We start from the raw sequence: 12222 nt of genomic DNA, 5'->3' as shown, positions 1-12222 counted from the left end.
ATCCCCCTGACCAGCCGGTGCTCTCAGCCCGACACCTCGCGCAGTGCCTTGCGGCGCCCGTGCTGCCCGACCGACTTGTCTTTCAGGTCGATGCCCTTCGTCTCCGGCAGCGTCAGCACGACGAGGCCACTGATCAGGCCGAGCGCAATGCTGTACCAGGTGAACGCGCCTGCCATGCCTTGGCTGGCGAAGAACGTCTGCAGGTAGGGGGCAGTGCCGCCGAACAGCGCCACGGCGATCGAGTAGGGCACGGCCAGGCCGATCGCCCGGATCCGGGTCGGGAAGATCTCCGCATAGACGGCGGGCCCGATGGACGTCGACATGGCCAGGAAGATCAGCGCGATCGACATCGCGAAGAACAACGACCACGCCGACTCGTTGAGCATCGCGTTCAGCGGGAAGCTCAGGATCGAGAGACCGACGACCGCGGACAGCAGGATCGGCTTGCGGCCGATGCGGTCCGAGAGCGCGCCGAACAGGGGGACGGCGGCCAGGAAGACGATCTGCGCCCCGACGCCGGCCCACAACGCCTGAGCCGCCGGCACCTTGATCACGCTGATGGCGTACGCGGGGGCCGAGATCGCCCACACGTAGTAGAGGACGGTCGCACCCACGGTCATGCCGATGACCTGGAAGAGCAGCTTGGGATGTGCCTTGACGGTCTGCCAGATGGCGCCCTTCTTGGTGTGCAGGTGATCCTCGTCCTCGTTACCGGTGGGGTCGTCGTGGATGGCTTCCTCGACGAAGGCCTCGGTCTCGTGCATGCGCAAGCGCATGAACAGTGCGTAGAACCCGAACACGCCACCGATGATGAACGGAAGCCTCCAGCCGTAGGCGTTCATCGCCTCGGGGGTCAGCATCGTGGAGAGCACGGCGGCGAGCAGGGTGCCGGTGAGCTGCCCGATGGTGCCGGAGAAGTAGATGAGGCTGGACCACAGCCCGCGCTTCTCCTTGGGAGCGGTCTCGGCGATGTACGTCTGTGCAGAGGGCAGTTCGCCGCCGTGCGCGAGGCCTTGGGCGAGGCGGGCGAGGACCAGGATGAGGGACGCGCCGATGCCGATGGTGGCGTAGTTCGGCGAGATGCCGATCAGCAGGCTGCCGCCCGCGGCGAGCGCGACGCACAGCGACATGGAGAGCTTGCGGCCCATCTTGTCGGCGATCCAGCCGAACAATGCGCCGCCGAACGGGCGGGCGATGAACCCGACCGCGAACACGATGAGCGTCTTCAGCACGTCGGAGACGGGGTCGTCGCTGTGGAAGAACTGCGAGGCGAAGAAAGGGGTGAAAGTGGTGTAGACGCCCCAGTCGAACCACTCCATCGCATTGCCGGAGCCGATGCCGAAGAGCGTGCGGGACTTGCTCTGGTCAGCCGAAGTCTGGATGTGGCCGCTGGACCGAGGTGTGTCGCTCACGATGTCGCCTCCTCGGCGAACACGTCCAGCCTGCGGGCGGCGAGACCGGCGTAGATGGCGGCCGCGTCGGAGAGCACGGCCGGATCGAAGTCCGCGCGCGGCGAGTGGTTCATCGGGGCGGCCTCCGGGTCGAGCCCCGGCGGGGTAGCGCCGATGCCGAGGAACGCCCCGGGGACGGCGGCTATGACCCGGGAGAAGTCCTCCGACCCCGACACCGGGTGGGGCATCTCCTGGTAGCGCTCCTCGCCGAGGACGTTGCGGACCACGTCGGCGCCGAAGTCGACCTCGGCAGCCGTGTTGACGGTCGTCGGATACTCGCTCTCGAACCGGTACTCGACGTCGACGCCGTGCGATGCCGCGACGCCCTCCAGCGTGCGCCGGATCGAGGAGGTGAGCAGGTCCTCGTTCGCCTCGCTGTAGCAGCGAACGGTCGCTTCGAACGTCGCGGTGTCCGGGATGACGTTGCGCTTCGTGCCACCGGCGAATCGCCCGACGGTGATCACGACGGGGTCGAAGATGTCGAAGGTGCGGGTCACCATCGTCTGCAGTGCGGTGACCATCGCCGCTGCCGCGACGATCGGGTCCTTTGCCCGGTGCGGAGCCGACCCATGGCCACCGGCTCCGCGGACGGTGACGGAGAGACCGTGCGACGCGGACATGACCGTCCCGGCCTTGCTGGTGAACAGCCCCGACGGCAGCTGACTGGAGAACACGTGCATGCCGAACGCGGCGTCGACGCGCTTGCCGGCAGCGTCGAGGACGCCTTCCTCGATCATGACACCTGCGCCGTCGAAGCCCTCCTCACCGGGCTGGAACATCATCACCACGTCGCCCTTGAGCGTGTCGCGGTGCTGGCACAGCAGTTTCGCGGCGCCGACGAGCGAGGTGGTGTGCAGGTCGTGCCCGCACGCGTGCATCGCGCCGTTCGTCGCGGCGAAGTCCAGCCCGGTCTCCTCATCGACCGGCAACGCGTCCATGTCGCCGCGGATCAGCACGGTCTTCGGGTCCGTTGCCTCCCGTTGCCCACCACGGAGCACCGCGGTGACCGACGTCGTCCTCGTGCCCGTCGTGATCTCCAAGGGGAGTCCCCCGAGCGCGGAGAGCACCGCCTCCTGAGTGCGTGGCAGCTCGAGCCCGATCTCCGGATGGCTGTGCAGCCGCTTGCGCAGCTCGACCAGGTCACCCTGCATCGCCGTGGCATCTTCGAGGAAGGTCATGCCCTGCTCCTTGCCTACTCGCGAATGTCGGTACATCGGATTTGTCTGAATTCGACGGATTCTGATCCTGCGTGAGCCGTTCCGATCCACCGGAGCCGGACCCTTCCGAGGGACGGGCCGCAGCTGTCCGACCGGACGGTATGGGATGCGGCGACCAGTGTCCAGAGTGAAGTGCTGCCCTACTCCGCGGTACGCGCGAACGCCGTCGGAGACGGCTTTGACGCGGTGAAGCCCGACCCGCCGCACGCAACGAGTCAGGCATCTGGATGGGGTCGAAGACGACGCGTTCTCGCAATCTCATGTTCGCCCCTGGAGGCGAGGGGCGAACAAGCCCGCGGAGCCAGGAAATCACGCATGCGACAGGCTGGAGGACCTAGACTGCACAGCGTGCCTCGCCTCATCCATCTCAATGGGCCGCCCGGCATCGGCAAGTCGACGCTCGCGCGACATTATGTGGACGATCACGTAGGTGTGCTCAATCTGGACATCGACCAGCTGCGGGGATTGATCGGTGGCTGGCGCGATCGGTTTGCGGAGACCGGAGAGATCGTTCGGCCGATGGCCTTGAGCATGGCGGGCACGCACCTGCGATCCGGCCGTGACATCATCATGCCGCAGTTTTTGGGGCGATTGAGCGAGATTGAGCGCTTCGCGACTGTCGCGTACGACAACGGCGCCGAGTTCTGCGAGATCGTGTTGATGGATACGAAGGAACGGTCTGTGGAACGCTTCGCCCGCCGCGGCGAGGACGATGATCCCTGGCACCGCCTGGTCAAAGAGATCGTCGATCGTGAAGGCGGCCCTTCGCGCCTGGCGGCTATGTACGATCAACTCGCTGATGTGCTCAGTCTGAGGCCGGCAGCCATCGTCGTAACGAGCGTGGCAGGTGAGGTTGAGCAGACCTACGAGGCCCTGGTCGCGGTTCTCGGCTCGAAACCTTGACCGAAGATCATGTCGCGCAGCACGACCAGAGTCCGCTGAACCTATCTCTACGTGGTGGACCGGCTCAAGGACATGATCGTCACCGGCGGTGAGAACGTCTACCGCGCGGAGGTGGAACGGGTGCTGGCGCTGCATCCGGAGATCTCCGCAAGTGCGGTGATCGTCACGCAGTCGAGGTCTTCCAGATGAGCGGTGTAGGAACCTTCATCCTCGGAAGACCTCGACCTCTACCCATCGCACCGACGCGCCAGACCGGCCTACACCGTCAACTGCAAAATGCCAACAGACGTTCGCCCGGATTCTCGAGCCTCGGGCGCAACCGCGGTCTTCGGGGAACGGTGATCGTCCGGTGGCGTTTGGCCTATCAGGTGCGGTCGTGGAGAGTGACGTGGTAGCCGTCGGGGTCGGCGAAGGTGAATGTCCGACCGAAGGGGCCGTCGATCGGTGCGGAGACGATGGTGTGACCGTCGGCGACGAGAGCATCGTGAATGGCCTGGACGTCTGTGGCGTGGAGCCAGATCGCGGTACCGATGCCGGGCTGGGCAACGGATGCGAGATCGGTGCCGGGAACGACGTCGCGGAGTGCGAACGCGATCGGCTTCGTCTCGAAGACGACGGCGTGCGGAGGTCCGTCCTGCGAGCGGACGAGGCCGAGGTACTGCTCGTAGAACGCCTGCGAAGCGTCGAGGTCGCGCGCTTGGAGCGAGATGAAGTCGGGGCCGGTGGCGGGCATGATGATGCTCCTTCTTTTTATGTCAGCTTTCTGACACGGGCCAATCTATGTCAGAATACTGACATGAGTCAAGACGGTGTCGGCGTCGACCTGAACAAATCACTGGGCTACCTGCTGAAAGAGGCCTCGAGCGCCCTGCGCGCAGCCATGGAGGAGGTGCTGCGGCCACTCGGGATGAGCGTGACGCACTACTCCTGCCTCGAGCTGCTGGCTCAACGACCGGGCTTGTCGAACTCCGAGCTCGCCCGGGGCGCGTTCGTGACACGGCAGACGATGAACGTGCTGCTCCAGACCCTGGAACGAGAGGGCGACGTGACCAGGCCTGCGGAGGCACCCGTCGGGAAGGTTCTTCCCACGCGGCTCACGCCTCGCGGGCGACGGAGGCTCGAGAAGGCGACCGTAGCGGTCCGGTCCGTCGAGGTCAGAATGCTGGCCGGCATGACCGAGACCGAGCAGTCAGGCGCGTTCCGGATCCTGCAGAGCATGATCCATTCCCTGCGAGATGGCGACGACGGTGCATAGCTCGTTCCCCGGCGCACGTCTCGCCGCGCCTGGACAGGAGTGCAGCCGCGTGACAATCCGTGCAGACGACCTCGAAAACCGACAGGCTCCAACTACACCCTCTTCTGCGATGAGCCACACGAGCTCTCGCTGCGCCGGCGAAAGCCGGGCTCACCGACCACGACGTCGACGCGCTCATCGGCGCCGGGACCGCCGTCCAAACCTGAACCCGCAGGCCGGTGGCTGTCTGTTTCGAAGAGGTTGGCGGTTTCGCGCGAAATCGCCGTCAGAAGCCAGGTGACCCGGGCGATGCGGTCGTAGTGCTGGCGGCGGGGCGTGGTTCACGCGCGGCCGTGGAGAGGTTCCAGCCGTGCCGGTGCCCCTTGGGGCGCGGCCGCGGGCTGCGGACTTGGCGCCGCCTCCATGACTTCCCGGCCTCGGGCGTCGACGACCTTCGTGAACAGGTGCTGTGCGGCTCCGAAGATGACGGCCCAGCCGATGATCTGCGCCGACGAATCGAGGGACGTCAACCCGGGTACGAATTCGCCGCGCATGAGCAGGAGCCCGAGCACGGCTGTCAAGGCACCGGCGGGAAGCTTGAGGCACGCGAGCGCGAGCGGCACGTTGGACGCGGTCGGACTGCCTCTGAGCTGGTGCAGCGCTGCGGCAGCGGTCACCGCCGCCGCAACGAACCCGACTGTCTCGACGACTGCGTAGTCGCCGCTCGATGCGGCGAATTCCGAGCTCAAGTCCATATTTCCGGTGAACGATTGTTGGCCGAGAGGGCACACGACTATCAGTCCGCGGGGTGGCTCGACTATTTCTGCTGACGGCACGTTGGGAGTGGGCCCGAAGCAGATCGGCAGCAGTGTCGGAATGAAGGCGGTGAAGAACGCGATCGTGATGGCTATGCCCAGCAGGCCGATCGCCCAACACCACACGAGTTGTGCGAAACTGCGCTCGCGGACGACCTCGTGCCGCTGGACCCGGTACGCCTCGCGCACGGCATCGATCACGGTCTGTCGCTGCGACTGGGCAAGTCTTCCGCCCTCGGAGCTCTTGAAGATCCTCTCGACGGACAGTCGGCGTCTGTCCTCGGGTGGCAGGTGCGCCTCGATCAGCATGAGGAGGTCGGCCAGCATGCTGTGGAGGTCGTCGAGCGAAACGATCTGGAGAATGAGGACGTGGGCCGCGTGGATGTGGGCGAGCGCGCTGTCCACCCCGTGAGCCCGTCGCGGCCACCAAGTGCCGCGGACATCTCTCTGCGCGCACTCCAGGTGGGTGCGGGCATGGGCCGCCAACTTCTCGGTGCACAGCTCGCTCGGCGCGGAGCAGTTCTCCGCCCAGTCCACGAATGCCCTCAGCTCGTCTATGCGGGCGAGCGCTCTGAATCCCCAAGGCCATCGCTGATCAGAGCCTCGTCGTGAAACGGCGTCCTGACCGGTGTTTCGTGCGGCGTTCACGGCTCTCACCTGCACAGCGATCGAGCGGCCGAGGCCGCAGCCCACGCCACCTCCGGATGCCGGATGTCGCAGTGAGCCTGGGCGAACCAGGACAGGTTCCGCTTGATGACGTCGTTGGCGTCGAGGCGGTAGAACATGCCCGGCTGGAACCCGTAGTCCGTGCCCTGCTGGGCCATCGTGACGGTCTGGGCTCCGCTCTGCTGGTAGCCGTCGTAGCCCATCGCTCCCCAGCGGTAGTTGATCCGGTCCACCAACTCGGCGCCCTGCCAGGCCAGCCTGCTGGCGTTGGGATACCACCAGCCGACCGCGCGGTCGGCCTCGCTGAACGTGCACACGAGCGGGCCGTCGACCCGGTCGGCGCAATCGGCCAGCACGCCGGCGCCGTCCCGCACCGGAGCTCGCGGTGCGAACGCGAAGTGGCTGAAAGCGCCCTGCAACAGGTACAGGGATTTGACCGGGCTGTTCGCACCACGCCGCTCAGGCGGAAGCCCCCCGAGGGCGAACGAGACGAGCCGGGCGCCGAAGCTGTGGCCGAGGAGGTGCACGCGCACGCCGGGGATGGTGTGCGCCAGCTGTCCGAGCAGGGGGCCGAGGCCGTCGCGACCGACCACCCCGGCGCGTTCCTTCATCTCGTAGTAGCTGAGGACCCGCAACGCCTCCCGCGCTCCCCGCCACATCCGCCCGAACGGATTGAACGCCTGCTCACTTCCACCGTCGACGGGTGCGAGCGCCGCCATCGCGTCGAACACCCGTCCCGGTGGTGCGCTCAGCACCGCTGCTTCTCCCGCGTCCTCCGGGGCGTTGCTGGAAGTGGTCACGAGTCCTCTCGCCAGGCGGAGGAACTCCAGGAGCCGGTCCCGGTCCTGCGGCTGCCGGTCGAGCAGCTGGCCGATCTGCTCCAGCCGCTCCTCCTGGTTCGGAAAGGCAGGGGCGAGCGATTTCGCGAGGTCGGCACCGGTGGACATCTCTCCGGTGGGCTGTGGGGAGGCCAGGGCCCCCAGGTCGTGCGTCGCCGACGACCGCGGGACCGGTGGGCCGGTGTCGGCCGGGGCATCCTCGGGGAACAGCAACGCGGGCCAAAGCACGCCGACGAACCCCGCATTCGCCCTCTGCTCGGCCGAGAGCATCCCCGCGATGAGTCCGAACATCGTCGAGTAGAGGTCACGTGCGCCGCCGAAGGAGCTGTTCCAGCCATGGCTGAAGACGAAGAGCTCGCGCAGCCCCGCGGTTGCGGTGGTCTCGGGCAGATTTCCACCCTGGCGGGGCACGCCCCTCGCATCGAACTCGACCTCCCAGTACGGCACATCGCCGAGATGTGACTCCATGTCTCCTCCCCGAGTCGCAGGCGACGTCACACCGGGCTGACCACTCCCATCAGGAAGAAACGATTCTCGAGGAACTAGAAGGGATCCAGCAGGTTCAGCCCGCGGTCCACGGCTCGTGCCGGACTTCGAGGGCTGGTCCCGGTGGGGCTAGCGGTCGGTCGGCACGGCGATCTCGCCGTCCTCCCGCATCAGTCGATCCAGGACCTCGTCCGGCATCCACACCCGGTGCGGGTAGTCGGTGCCCCAGGAGTTCAGGAACGGCACGGCACCGAGCTCGTCCGCGCGGGTGTTGCCGAGTACGGCATGCACGTCGTCGACCGATGCCGCCCAGCGGAACACCTTGATGCCGTCGGCCGCATCGGCGACGTAGCGGACGCGCTCGGTGTGGTCGTCGTTGGCGTGGGAGTTTTCCCAGTCGACGTGCCCTGCCGAGGCCAATACCTCGGCCGCGGCGCGACAGGATGTTCCGTTGGAATCGCCCGGGTTGGTCTCGGGCCACTGATCGCGGTCCTTGGCCCGGTCCCACAGCCACCAGGCCGTGTACAACTCGTCGTTCAGGATCGTCATGCACCGGGTCCAGGCGAATCCGACGCAGGCGCCCTCGCTTCCCTGGTCGTAGAACTTCCACCACTGCTCGCGGTCCGGCTCTCCGCCGGGTTCCAGGCACACGGCGTGCCCGCCCCGAATCCTGGTGAGCGACTTCGCCCCCTCCCGGGCCACGAACGGAACGCCGTCCTCGCCCGCTTGGGGGCGGTCGAATTCGGTGTACCAGTTGACACCGATCACCACCGGTACCTGTGCGGGTCGGCTCGCGGCGGTCAACGGGTAGTTCTCGACGTGGCGCCAATCGTCGGGGAGGAAGCGCCCCAGGCGCTCGTCGTCTGGATCTCGATCGATCGGGCGGTATCGCATGGTTCCTCCACTCGCGCTGTGCAACTGCCCGTTCGCCGGAACGCGGGCGGGCACGACCAGTAAGCCGGTGGCGCGTGAGCGACATCAATGAGCACATCGATCCAAACGGGATTCAGGCGCGTTCACCTACCGGCGCCCGTCCCACGAGCTAGAGCACCAAGTTCGAGTAGTCGTCCTTCAACGGCACTCCGCGCACTCGCGCTTCGAGCCCGTCGGACGTCAACGGGGTTTCGTGCGGTTCGAGGTACTGGAAATCAAGACCCGCGCGTTCTCGCAATTGTTCCAGCGAGATGCGGTACGTTCCGGCATCGAAGAGGGCTTCGAAGGGGAGCATGTCTTCGATCAGTTGCGTTTGCTCGAGCATGTACGCGGAGACGCGAAGCGCGCCATCGGGTTTGCAGTAGCCGACGACCTTCCAGAACGCCAGGGGAAGCCGGGCGCCCTTGTACAGCGGGTCGTCATCGGTCATGACCGGGCCGGTGAACACGGTCATCTTCTTGTCCGTGAGGTCGGCGTTCTCGAGTATGAAGTTCTCAAGACCCAGCCAGAGCTCTGTCCCCTGGTTGAACTTCTCGTGCTGTGGCGCGCAGTTCGTGAAGTGGAAGGTGTCGTCGTTCGCTCGTGCCAGGTCGTCTCCCCAGACCGGATCGAGCCGCCGGACGAGATGACCCCGGTCCAGCGCGTTGCGCCGGTAGAGGGACTCGCCGATCTGCTCTGATTCCGCGATGCGGGAGTCGAAGAACCACTTGTCCGCCTGCCGTTCGAAACCGGCGCTCCTGCTGCCGTCGATGTTCACCACCGCGTAGTAGGCGAGTTGGCGGCGCCGGTTCACGACGATGCTGAAGTGCGTGTACGGGAGAACGGTGGGATCTCCGCCGGGCGGGGCGTTGTTGACCTTCGCGGCATTGCGGCGCTGTTCGTCGGAGAGTTCCGGTAGCGGTAATCCGGGCCCGAGGAATTCCGGGTCGTACCCGGTGTAGCCCTCGTAGTAGGAGCGGGGGCGGGCGATTTCGAGCGGCGCGCCATCGAGGTACGCGACCTGAGCGGTCTCGGCGGCGGCCGATGCCCCTACTTCTACCGTGATGTTGAGCGGAACGGACAGCTTGTGTCGAGATTGCATGATCAGGCCTTTCGATTCGTGGTCCGGTGGCAACCGGCTGCGCCGTGAGACCTCCCGAGGGCTAGTCCGGGCGGCAGTCGGAGTGGTGCCTGCTATTGGGCGGAAAGGCCTGGTGCAGCGTGGAGCGAACGAGGACGGAGTGATCCAGGCGTTGCTGCCGCGCCCAAGCGGCGGCCGCGGCACGGCCCCGCAACCCCAGCTTGTCCAGGATGTTGTGCACGTGGTTCTTCACAGTCGCCAAGGCGATGCACAACTGCCGGGAGATCTCCTGATTGGACAAGCCCTGCTCCAGCAGCACGGCGACCTGCGCTTCCCTGCGACTCAGGACCTCCGCGTTCGGACTGGGCTGCAACTCCGCCGACAGCTCGGCCACCCTGCGGCACAGGGCAGCGGCAACGCGCGGCGAACACCGCAACTCCCCATTGGCAACACTCTCTATCGTCCGAATCAGTTCGGAGATCGAATGTTCCCGTGTCAGGTAGCCCGCCGCGCCCAACTCGGCATACGCAAGGACGTCATGTTCCTGATCGGACACGCCCAAGGCAATGATCCGCAGGCCGGGATTCCTCGCCAGCAAGGAGATCACGACACTGGGACCGTCCGGCAAGTCGGCGATATCGAGCAGTACCACTGCGTGCTTGCGCGCGGTCAGATCCGGCTCTAGTTCCTCCGGTCGCGCAAGGGTGGGGAGGACCGCGAATCCGTCGACGTTCTGGAGGACAAGGGCCAACCCCTCCCGGTAGAACCTCGTCGCGGCGACGATGATGAGCTCGATCATTGTGAACCACCCCGGCGCCGCGCCACCGCGGCTTGGCCGAGAACCCTTCAGTTGGCCGCTAGGCATCGCACGCCCGATTCGGGTTCACGATACCGGGCCGAGGCCTGCGGCGGGTATGGCAATTGGTCCTCGAACGTCGCCGCGAGGTCAGGACAGCCGCGACTCCTCGGCCTCACTCGATCTGCCGCAGGCCGGAGCGAGATTATCATTGTCTCGCAAAGGGTTTCGGGCAACGCGGCCAGGACCTTCGACCGTTGCGCCGGCGCTGGAAGTGGTGCCATGTTCGAAACGCATCCGGACTGGAAAGGAATATTCCAGACCTTGTAGATTTTCCTATTCGCGGAGGACTTTTTCGCCATGACGAAAAGTGCGACGGGTATTCGTGCGGTCTACACCGCCCGTGCCGATGCAGGTCAAGCGAAGGCGATTGCCGCAACCGAGTCCCCGTTCACCATCGAGGTCCGGTTCCTCGGCGGGCTGACCGAGGTGCAGCAGGCCGCGTTCACCCAGGCCGCGGACCGGTGGGTTCGCGTCATCGTGGGTGATCTGCCGGAGGTCGAAATCGATGGTGACGTCATCGATGACGTCCTCATCCTCGCTCAAGGAGCGCGGATCGACGGCCCCGGCAGGATCCTCGGCCAGGCCGGCCCGACGCACATCCGGACGGCCGGCTCAGGCGCCTCGGCCTTCCTGCCTGCGAAGGGCGCGATGTCGTTCGACACCGATGACCTGGAGAAGATGGAAGAAGAGCGCACGCTCGACGACGTGATCACCCATGAGATGGGTCATGTGCTCGGCGTCGGCGGCCAGCTGTGGTCCCGCAAGGGCCTGCTTGCCGACGAGGACGGTGACAACCCCACATTCACCGGCCGGGCCGCGAAGCAGGAATACGGCCGTTTGCGCGACGGCCGACCGCGGGCCGTTCCGGTGGAGAACACCGGCGGAGCCGGCACTCGCGGCAGTCACTGGCGCGAGACCGTCTTCCGCAGCGAACTCATGTCGGGGTTCATCGCGGCGAAGAACAATCCGCTCAGCAGAGTCACGGTAGCCAGCCTGCAAGACCTCGGCTACGAGGTGGACATGGGTGCCGCAGAGGCCTACACCCTCCCGAACCTGCTAGAGCTCGCCGAGGAGGGGACGCTGGTCCCGCACGCCGCCCCGGTCGACTTGGGCATCATGCTTCCCACGGTCCCGATGGAACTACCGGCCGAAAGCCTTCGGAGGTAAGGACCTTCGACAGCGTCGACCGGTCGGTTCGAGTCTCGTCCGAGAACAATGCCCGGCTCTTGCGGCACACCCGCCATGTTCGTGGCCAGATGGATCCTCAATGGATCCCGGTGCTCATTGCCGCAGCACGCGGGCTGCGCCTTACATGGACACGAGGCGCCTGTGCGCCGAGCGCGCAGCTGATCACGAGGAGGCTGAGCAATGACGAACTGCAACACTTACACGGTGCAGGAGGGCGACACGCTCTCCGAGATCGGCGAATGGTTCCACGTTCCATGGAAGGAACTCCAGCGCATCAACAACATAGAAAACCCGAACCTCATCTTCCCCGGCCAACCGCTGCGCCTGTCGAAGAACGCGAACGTGTGCAAGACCTACACCGTGCGGGACGGGGACACGCTCTCCGAGATCGGTGAGCGGCACAACGTGAAGTGGCAGCGCCTGGGGTACTACAACCACATCGCCAATCCGAACGTCATCCACATCGGGCAGACGATCTGCATTCCGCTCCCCCGAGGCGCGTCGACGGCCGAGGCGGAGTGACCGGCCGCAACCTCGTCAGCCGACGCCATCACCGTTCGTGCACCGTCGG

Annotated in this window: 13 protein-coding genes; 5 read left to right on the top strand and 8 right to left on the bottom strand. The window is 66.0% G+C overall.

Annotated elements, in window-relative coordinates:
* Nucleotides 1-23 precede the first annotated feature (23 nt).
* Together E1288_RS24275 and E1288_RS24270 are read right to left on the bottom strand one after the other, a co-directional pair.
* A complete protein-coding gene (locus E1288_RS24275; RefSeq protein WP_328592480.1) occupies nt 24-1412 on the bottom strand; it encodes an MFS transporter in 1389 nt (462 codons plus the stop codon).
* On the bottom strand, nt 1409-2629 hold the full coding sequence (locus tag E1288_RS24270) for a M20 metallopeptidase family protein (protein ID WP_132488804.1): 1221 nt from the start codon (nt 2627-2629) through the stop codon (nt 1409-1411). Before E1288_RS24270 ends, E1288_RS24275 begins: the two co-directional genes overlap by 4 nt.
* Nucleotides 2630-3016: 387 nt before the next feature.
* Here E1288_RS24270 and E1288_RS24265 point away from each other — a divergent pair, with 387 nt between their 5' ends.
* Nucleotides 3017-3571 (top strand): AAA family ATPase, encoded by a 555-nt coding sequence (locus E1288_RS24265; RefSeq protein ID WP_235883773.1) that lies wholly within the window; start codon nt 3017-3019, stop codon nt 3569-3571.
* A 51-nt stretch (nt 3572-3622) separates the two neighbouring features.
* Nucleotides 3623-3760, top strand: coding sequence for a hypothetical protein (locus tag E1288_RS47135; RefSeq protein WP_207954530.1), 138 nt, complete (start codon nt 3623-3625; stop codon nt 3758-3760).
* A 175-nt stretch (nt 3761-3935) separates the two neighbouring features.
* On the opposite strand, the gene E1288_RS24260 is transcribed toward E1288_RS47135, so the two are convergent.
* Nucleotides 3936-4304, bottom strand: coding sequence for a VOC family protein (locus E1288_RS24260; protein WP_132488800.1), 369 nt, complete (start codon nt 4302-4304; stop codon nt 3936-3938).
* Between the two features lie 63 nt (nt 4305-4367).
* Here E1288_RS24260 and E1288_RS24255 point away from each other — a divergent pair, with 63 nt between their 5' ends.
* Nucleotides 4368-4826: a MarR family winged helix-turn-helix transcriptional regulator gene (locus E1288_RS24255; RefSeq protein WP_132488798.1), complete on the top strand. Its 459-nt coding sequence runs from the start codon at nt 4368-4370 to the stop codon at nt 4824-4826.
* A gap of 320 nt (nt 4827-5146) precedes the next feature.
* Here E1288_RS24255 and E1288_RS24250 read toward each other — a convergent pair whose 3' ends face one another.
* The 5 genes from E1288_RS24250 to E1288_RS24230 all read right to left on the bottom strand — a co-directional run bounded on the left by E1288_RS24250 (nt 5147) and on the right by E1288_RS24230 (nt 10403).
* Nucleotides 5147-6025 (bottom strand): hypothetical protein, encoded by an 879-nt coding sequence (locus tag E1288_RS24250; RefSeq protein ID WP_132488797.1) that lies wholly within the window; start codon nt 6023-6025, stop codon nt 5147-5149.
* Between the two features lie 248 nt (nt 6026-6273).
* Nucleotides 6274-7593, bottom strand: coding sequence for a serine/threonine protein kinase (locus E1288_RS24245; RefSeq protein ID WP_132488795.1), 1320 nt, complete (start codon nt 7591-7593; stop codon nt 6274-6276).
* A 147-nt stretch (nt 7594-7740) separates the two neighbouring features.
* Nucleotides 7741-8505, bottom strand: coding sequence for a hypothetical protein (locus E1288_RS24240; RefSeq protein ID WP_132488793.1), 765 nt, complete (start codon nt 8503-8505; stop codon nt 7741-7743).
* 148 nt (nt 8506-8653) lie between these two features.
* Entirely contained in the window at nt 8654-9625 is a 972-nt protein-coding gene (locus E1288_RS24235) for a DNA/RNA non-specific endonuclease (protein WP_132488791.1), read from the bottom strand.
* Nucleotides 9626-9686: 61 nt separating this feature from the next.
* Nucleotides 9687-10403 carry a LuxR C-terminal-related transcriptional regulator gene (locus tag E1288_RS24230; RefSeq protein WP_132488789.1) on the bottom strand — a complete coding sequence of 239 codons (717 nt, stop codon included), beginning with the start codon at nt 10401-10403 and terminating at the stop codon, nt 9687-9689.
* Between the two features lie 357 nt (nt 10404-10760).
* Between E1288_RS24230 and E1288_RS24225 the strand changes: the two genes are divergently transcribed.
* On the top strand, nt 10761-11630 hold the full coding sequence (locus E1288_RS24225; RefSeq protein WP_132488787.1) for a leishmanolysin-related zinc metalloendopeptidase: 870 nt from the start codon (nt 10761-10763) through the stop codon (nt 11628-11630).
* 201 nt (nt 11631-11831) lie between these two features.
* Nucleotides 11832-12173 carry a LysM peptidoglycan-binding domain-containing protein gene (locus tag E1288_RS24220; protein WP_207954529.1) on the top strand — a complete coding sequence of 114 codons (342 nt, stop codon included), beginning with the start codon at nt 11832-11834 and terminating at the stop codon, nt 12171-12173.
* Nucleotides 12174-12222: the final 49 nt, after the last annotated feature.

This window comes from Saccharopolyspora elongata, from assembly GCF_004348985.1.
In the GTDB taxonomy this organism is placed as follows: domain Bacteria; phylum Actinomycetota; class Actinomycetes; order Mycobacteriales; family Pseudonocardiaceae; genus Saccharopolyspora; species Saccharopolyspora elongata.
This window is presented reverse-complemented; position numbering and strand designations above follow the sequence as displayed.

What these genes read in the sequence shown, in the direction of transcription:
- E1288_RS24245 (WP_132488795.1), bottom strand. Translation starts at nt 7,593, where the DNA reads ATGGAGTCACATCTCGGCGATGTGCCGTACTGGGAGGTCGAGTTCGAT.
- E1288_RS24240 (WP_132488793.1), bottom strand. Translation starts at nt 8,505, where the DNA reads ATGCGATACCGCCCGATCGATCGAGATCCAGACGACGAGCGCCTGGGG.
- E1288_RS24260 (WP_132488800.1), bottom strand. Translation starts at nt 4,304, where the DNA reads ATGCCCGCCACCGGCCCCGACTTCATCTCGCTCCAAGCGCGCGACCTC.
- E1288_RS24230 (WP_132488789.1), bottom strand. Translation starts at nt 10,403, where the DNA reads ATGATCGAGCTCATCATCGTCGCCGCGACGAGGTTCTACCGGGAGGGG.
- E1288_RS24225 (WP_132488787.1), top strand. Translation starts at nt 10,761, where the DNA reads ATGACGAAAAGTGCGACGGGTATTCGTGCGGTCTACACCGCCCGTGCC.
- E1288_RS24235 (WP_132488791.1), bottom strand. Translation starts at nt 9,625, where the DNA reads ATGCAATCTCGACACAAGCTGTCCGTTCCGCTCAACATCACGGTAGAA.
- E1288_RS24270 (WP_132488804.1), bottom strand. Translation starts at nt 2,629, where the DNA reads ATGACCTTCCTCGAAGATGCCACGGCGATGCAGGGTGACCTGGTCGAG.
- E1288_RS24255 (WP_132488798.1), top strand. Translation starts at nt 4,368, where the DNA reads ATGAGTCAAGACGGTGTCGGCGTCGACCTGAACAAATCACTGGGCTAC.
- E1288_RS24220 (WP_207954529.1), top strand. Translation starts at nt 11,832, where the DNA reads ATGACGAACTGCAACACTTACACGGTGCAGGAGGGCGACACGCTCTCC.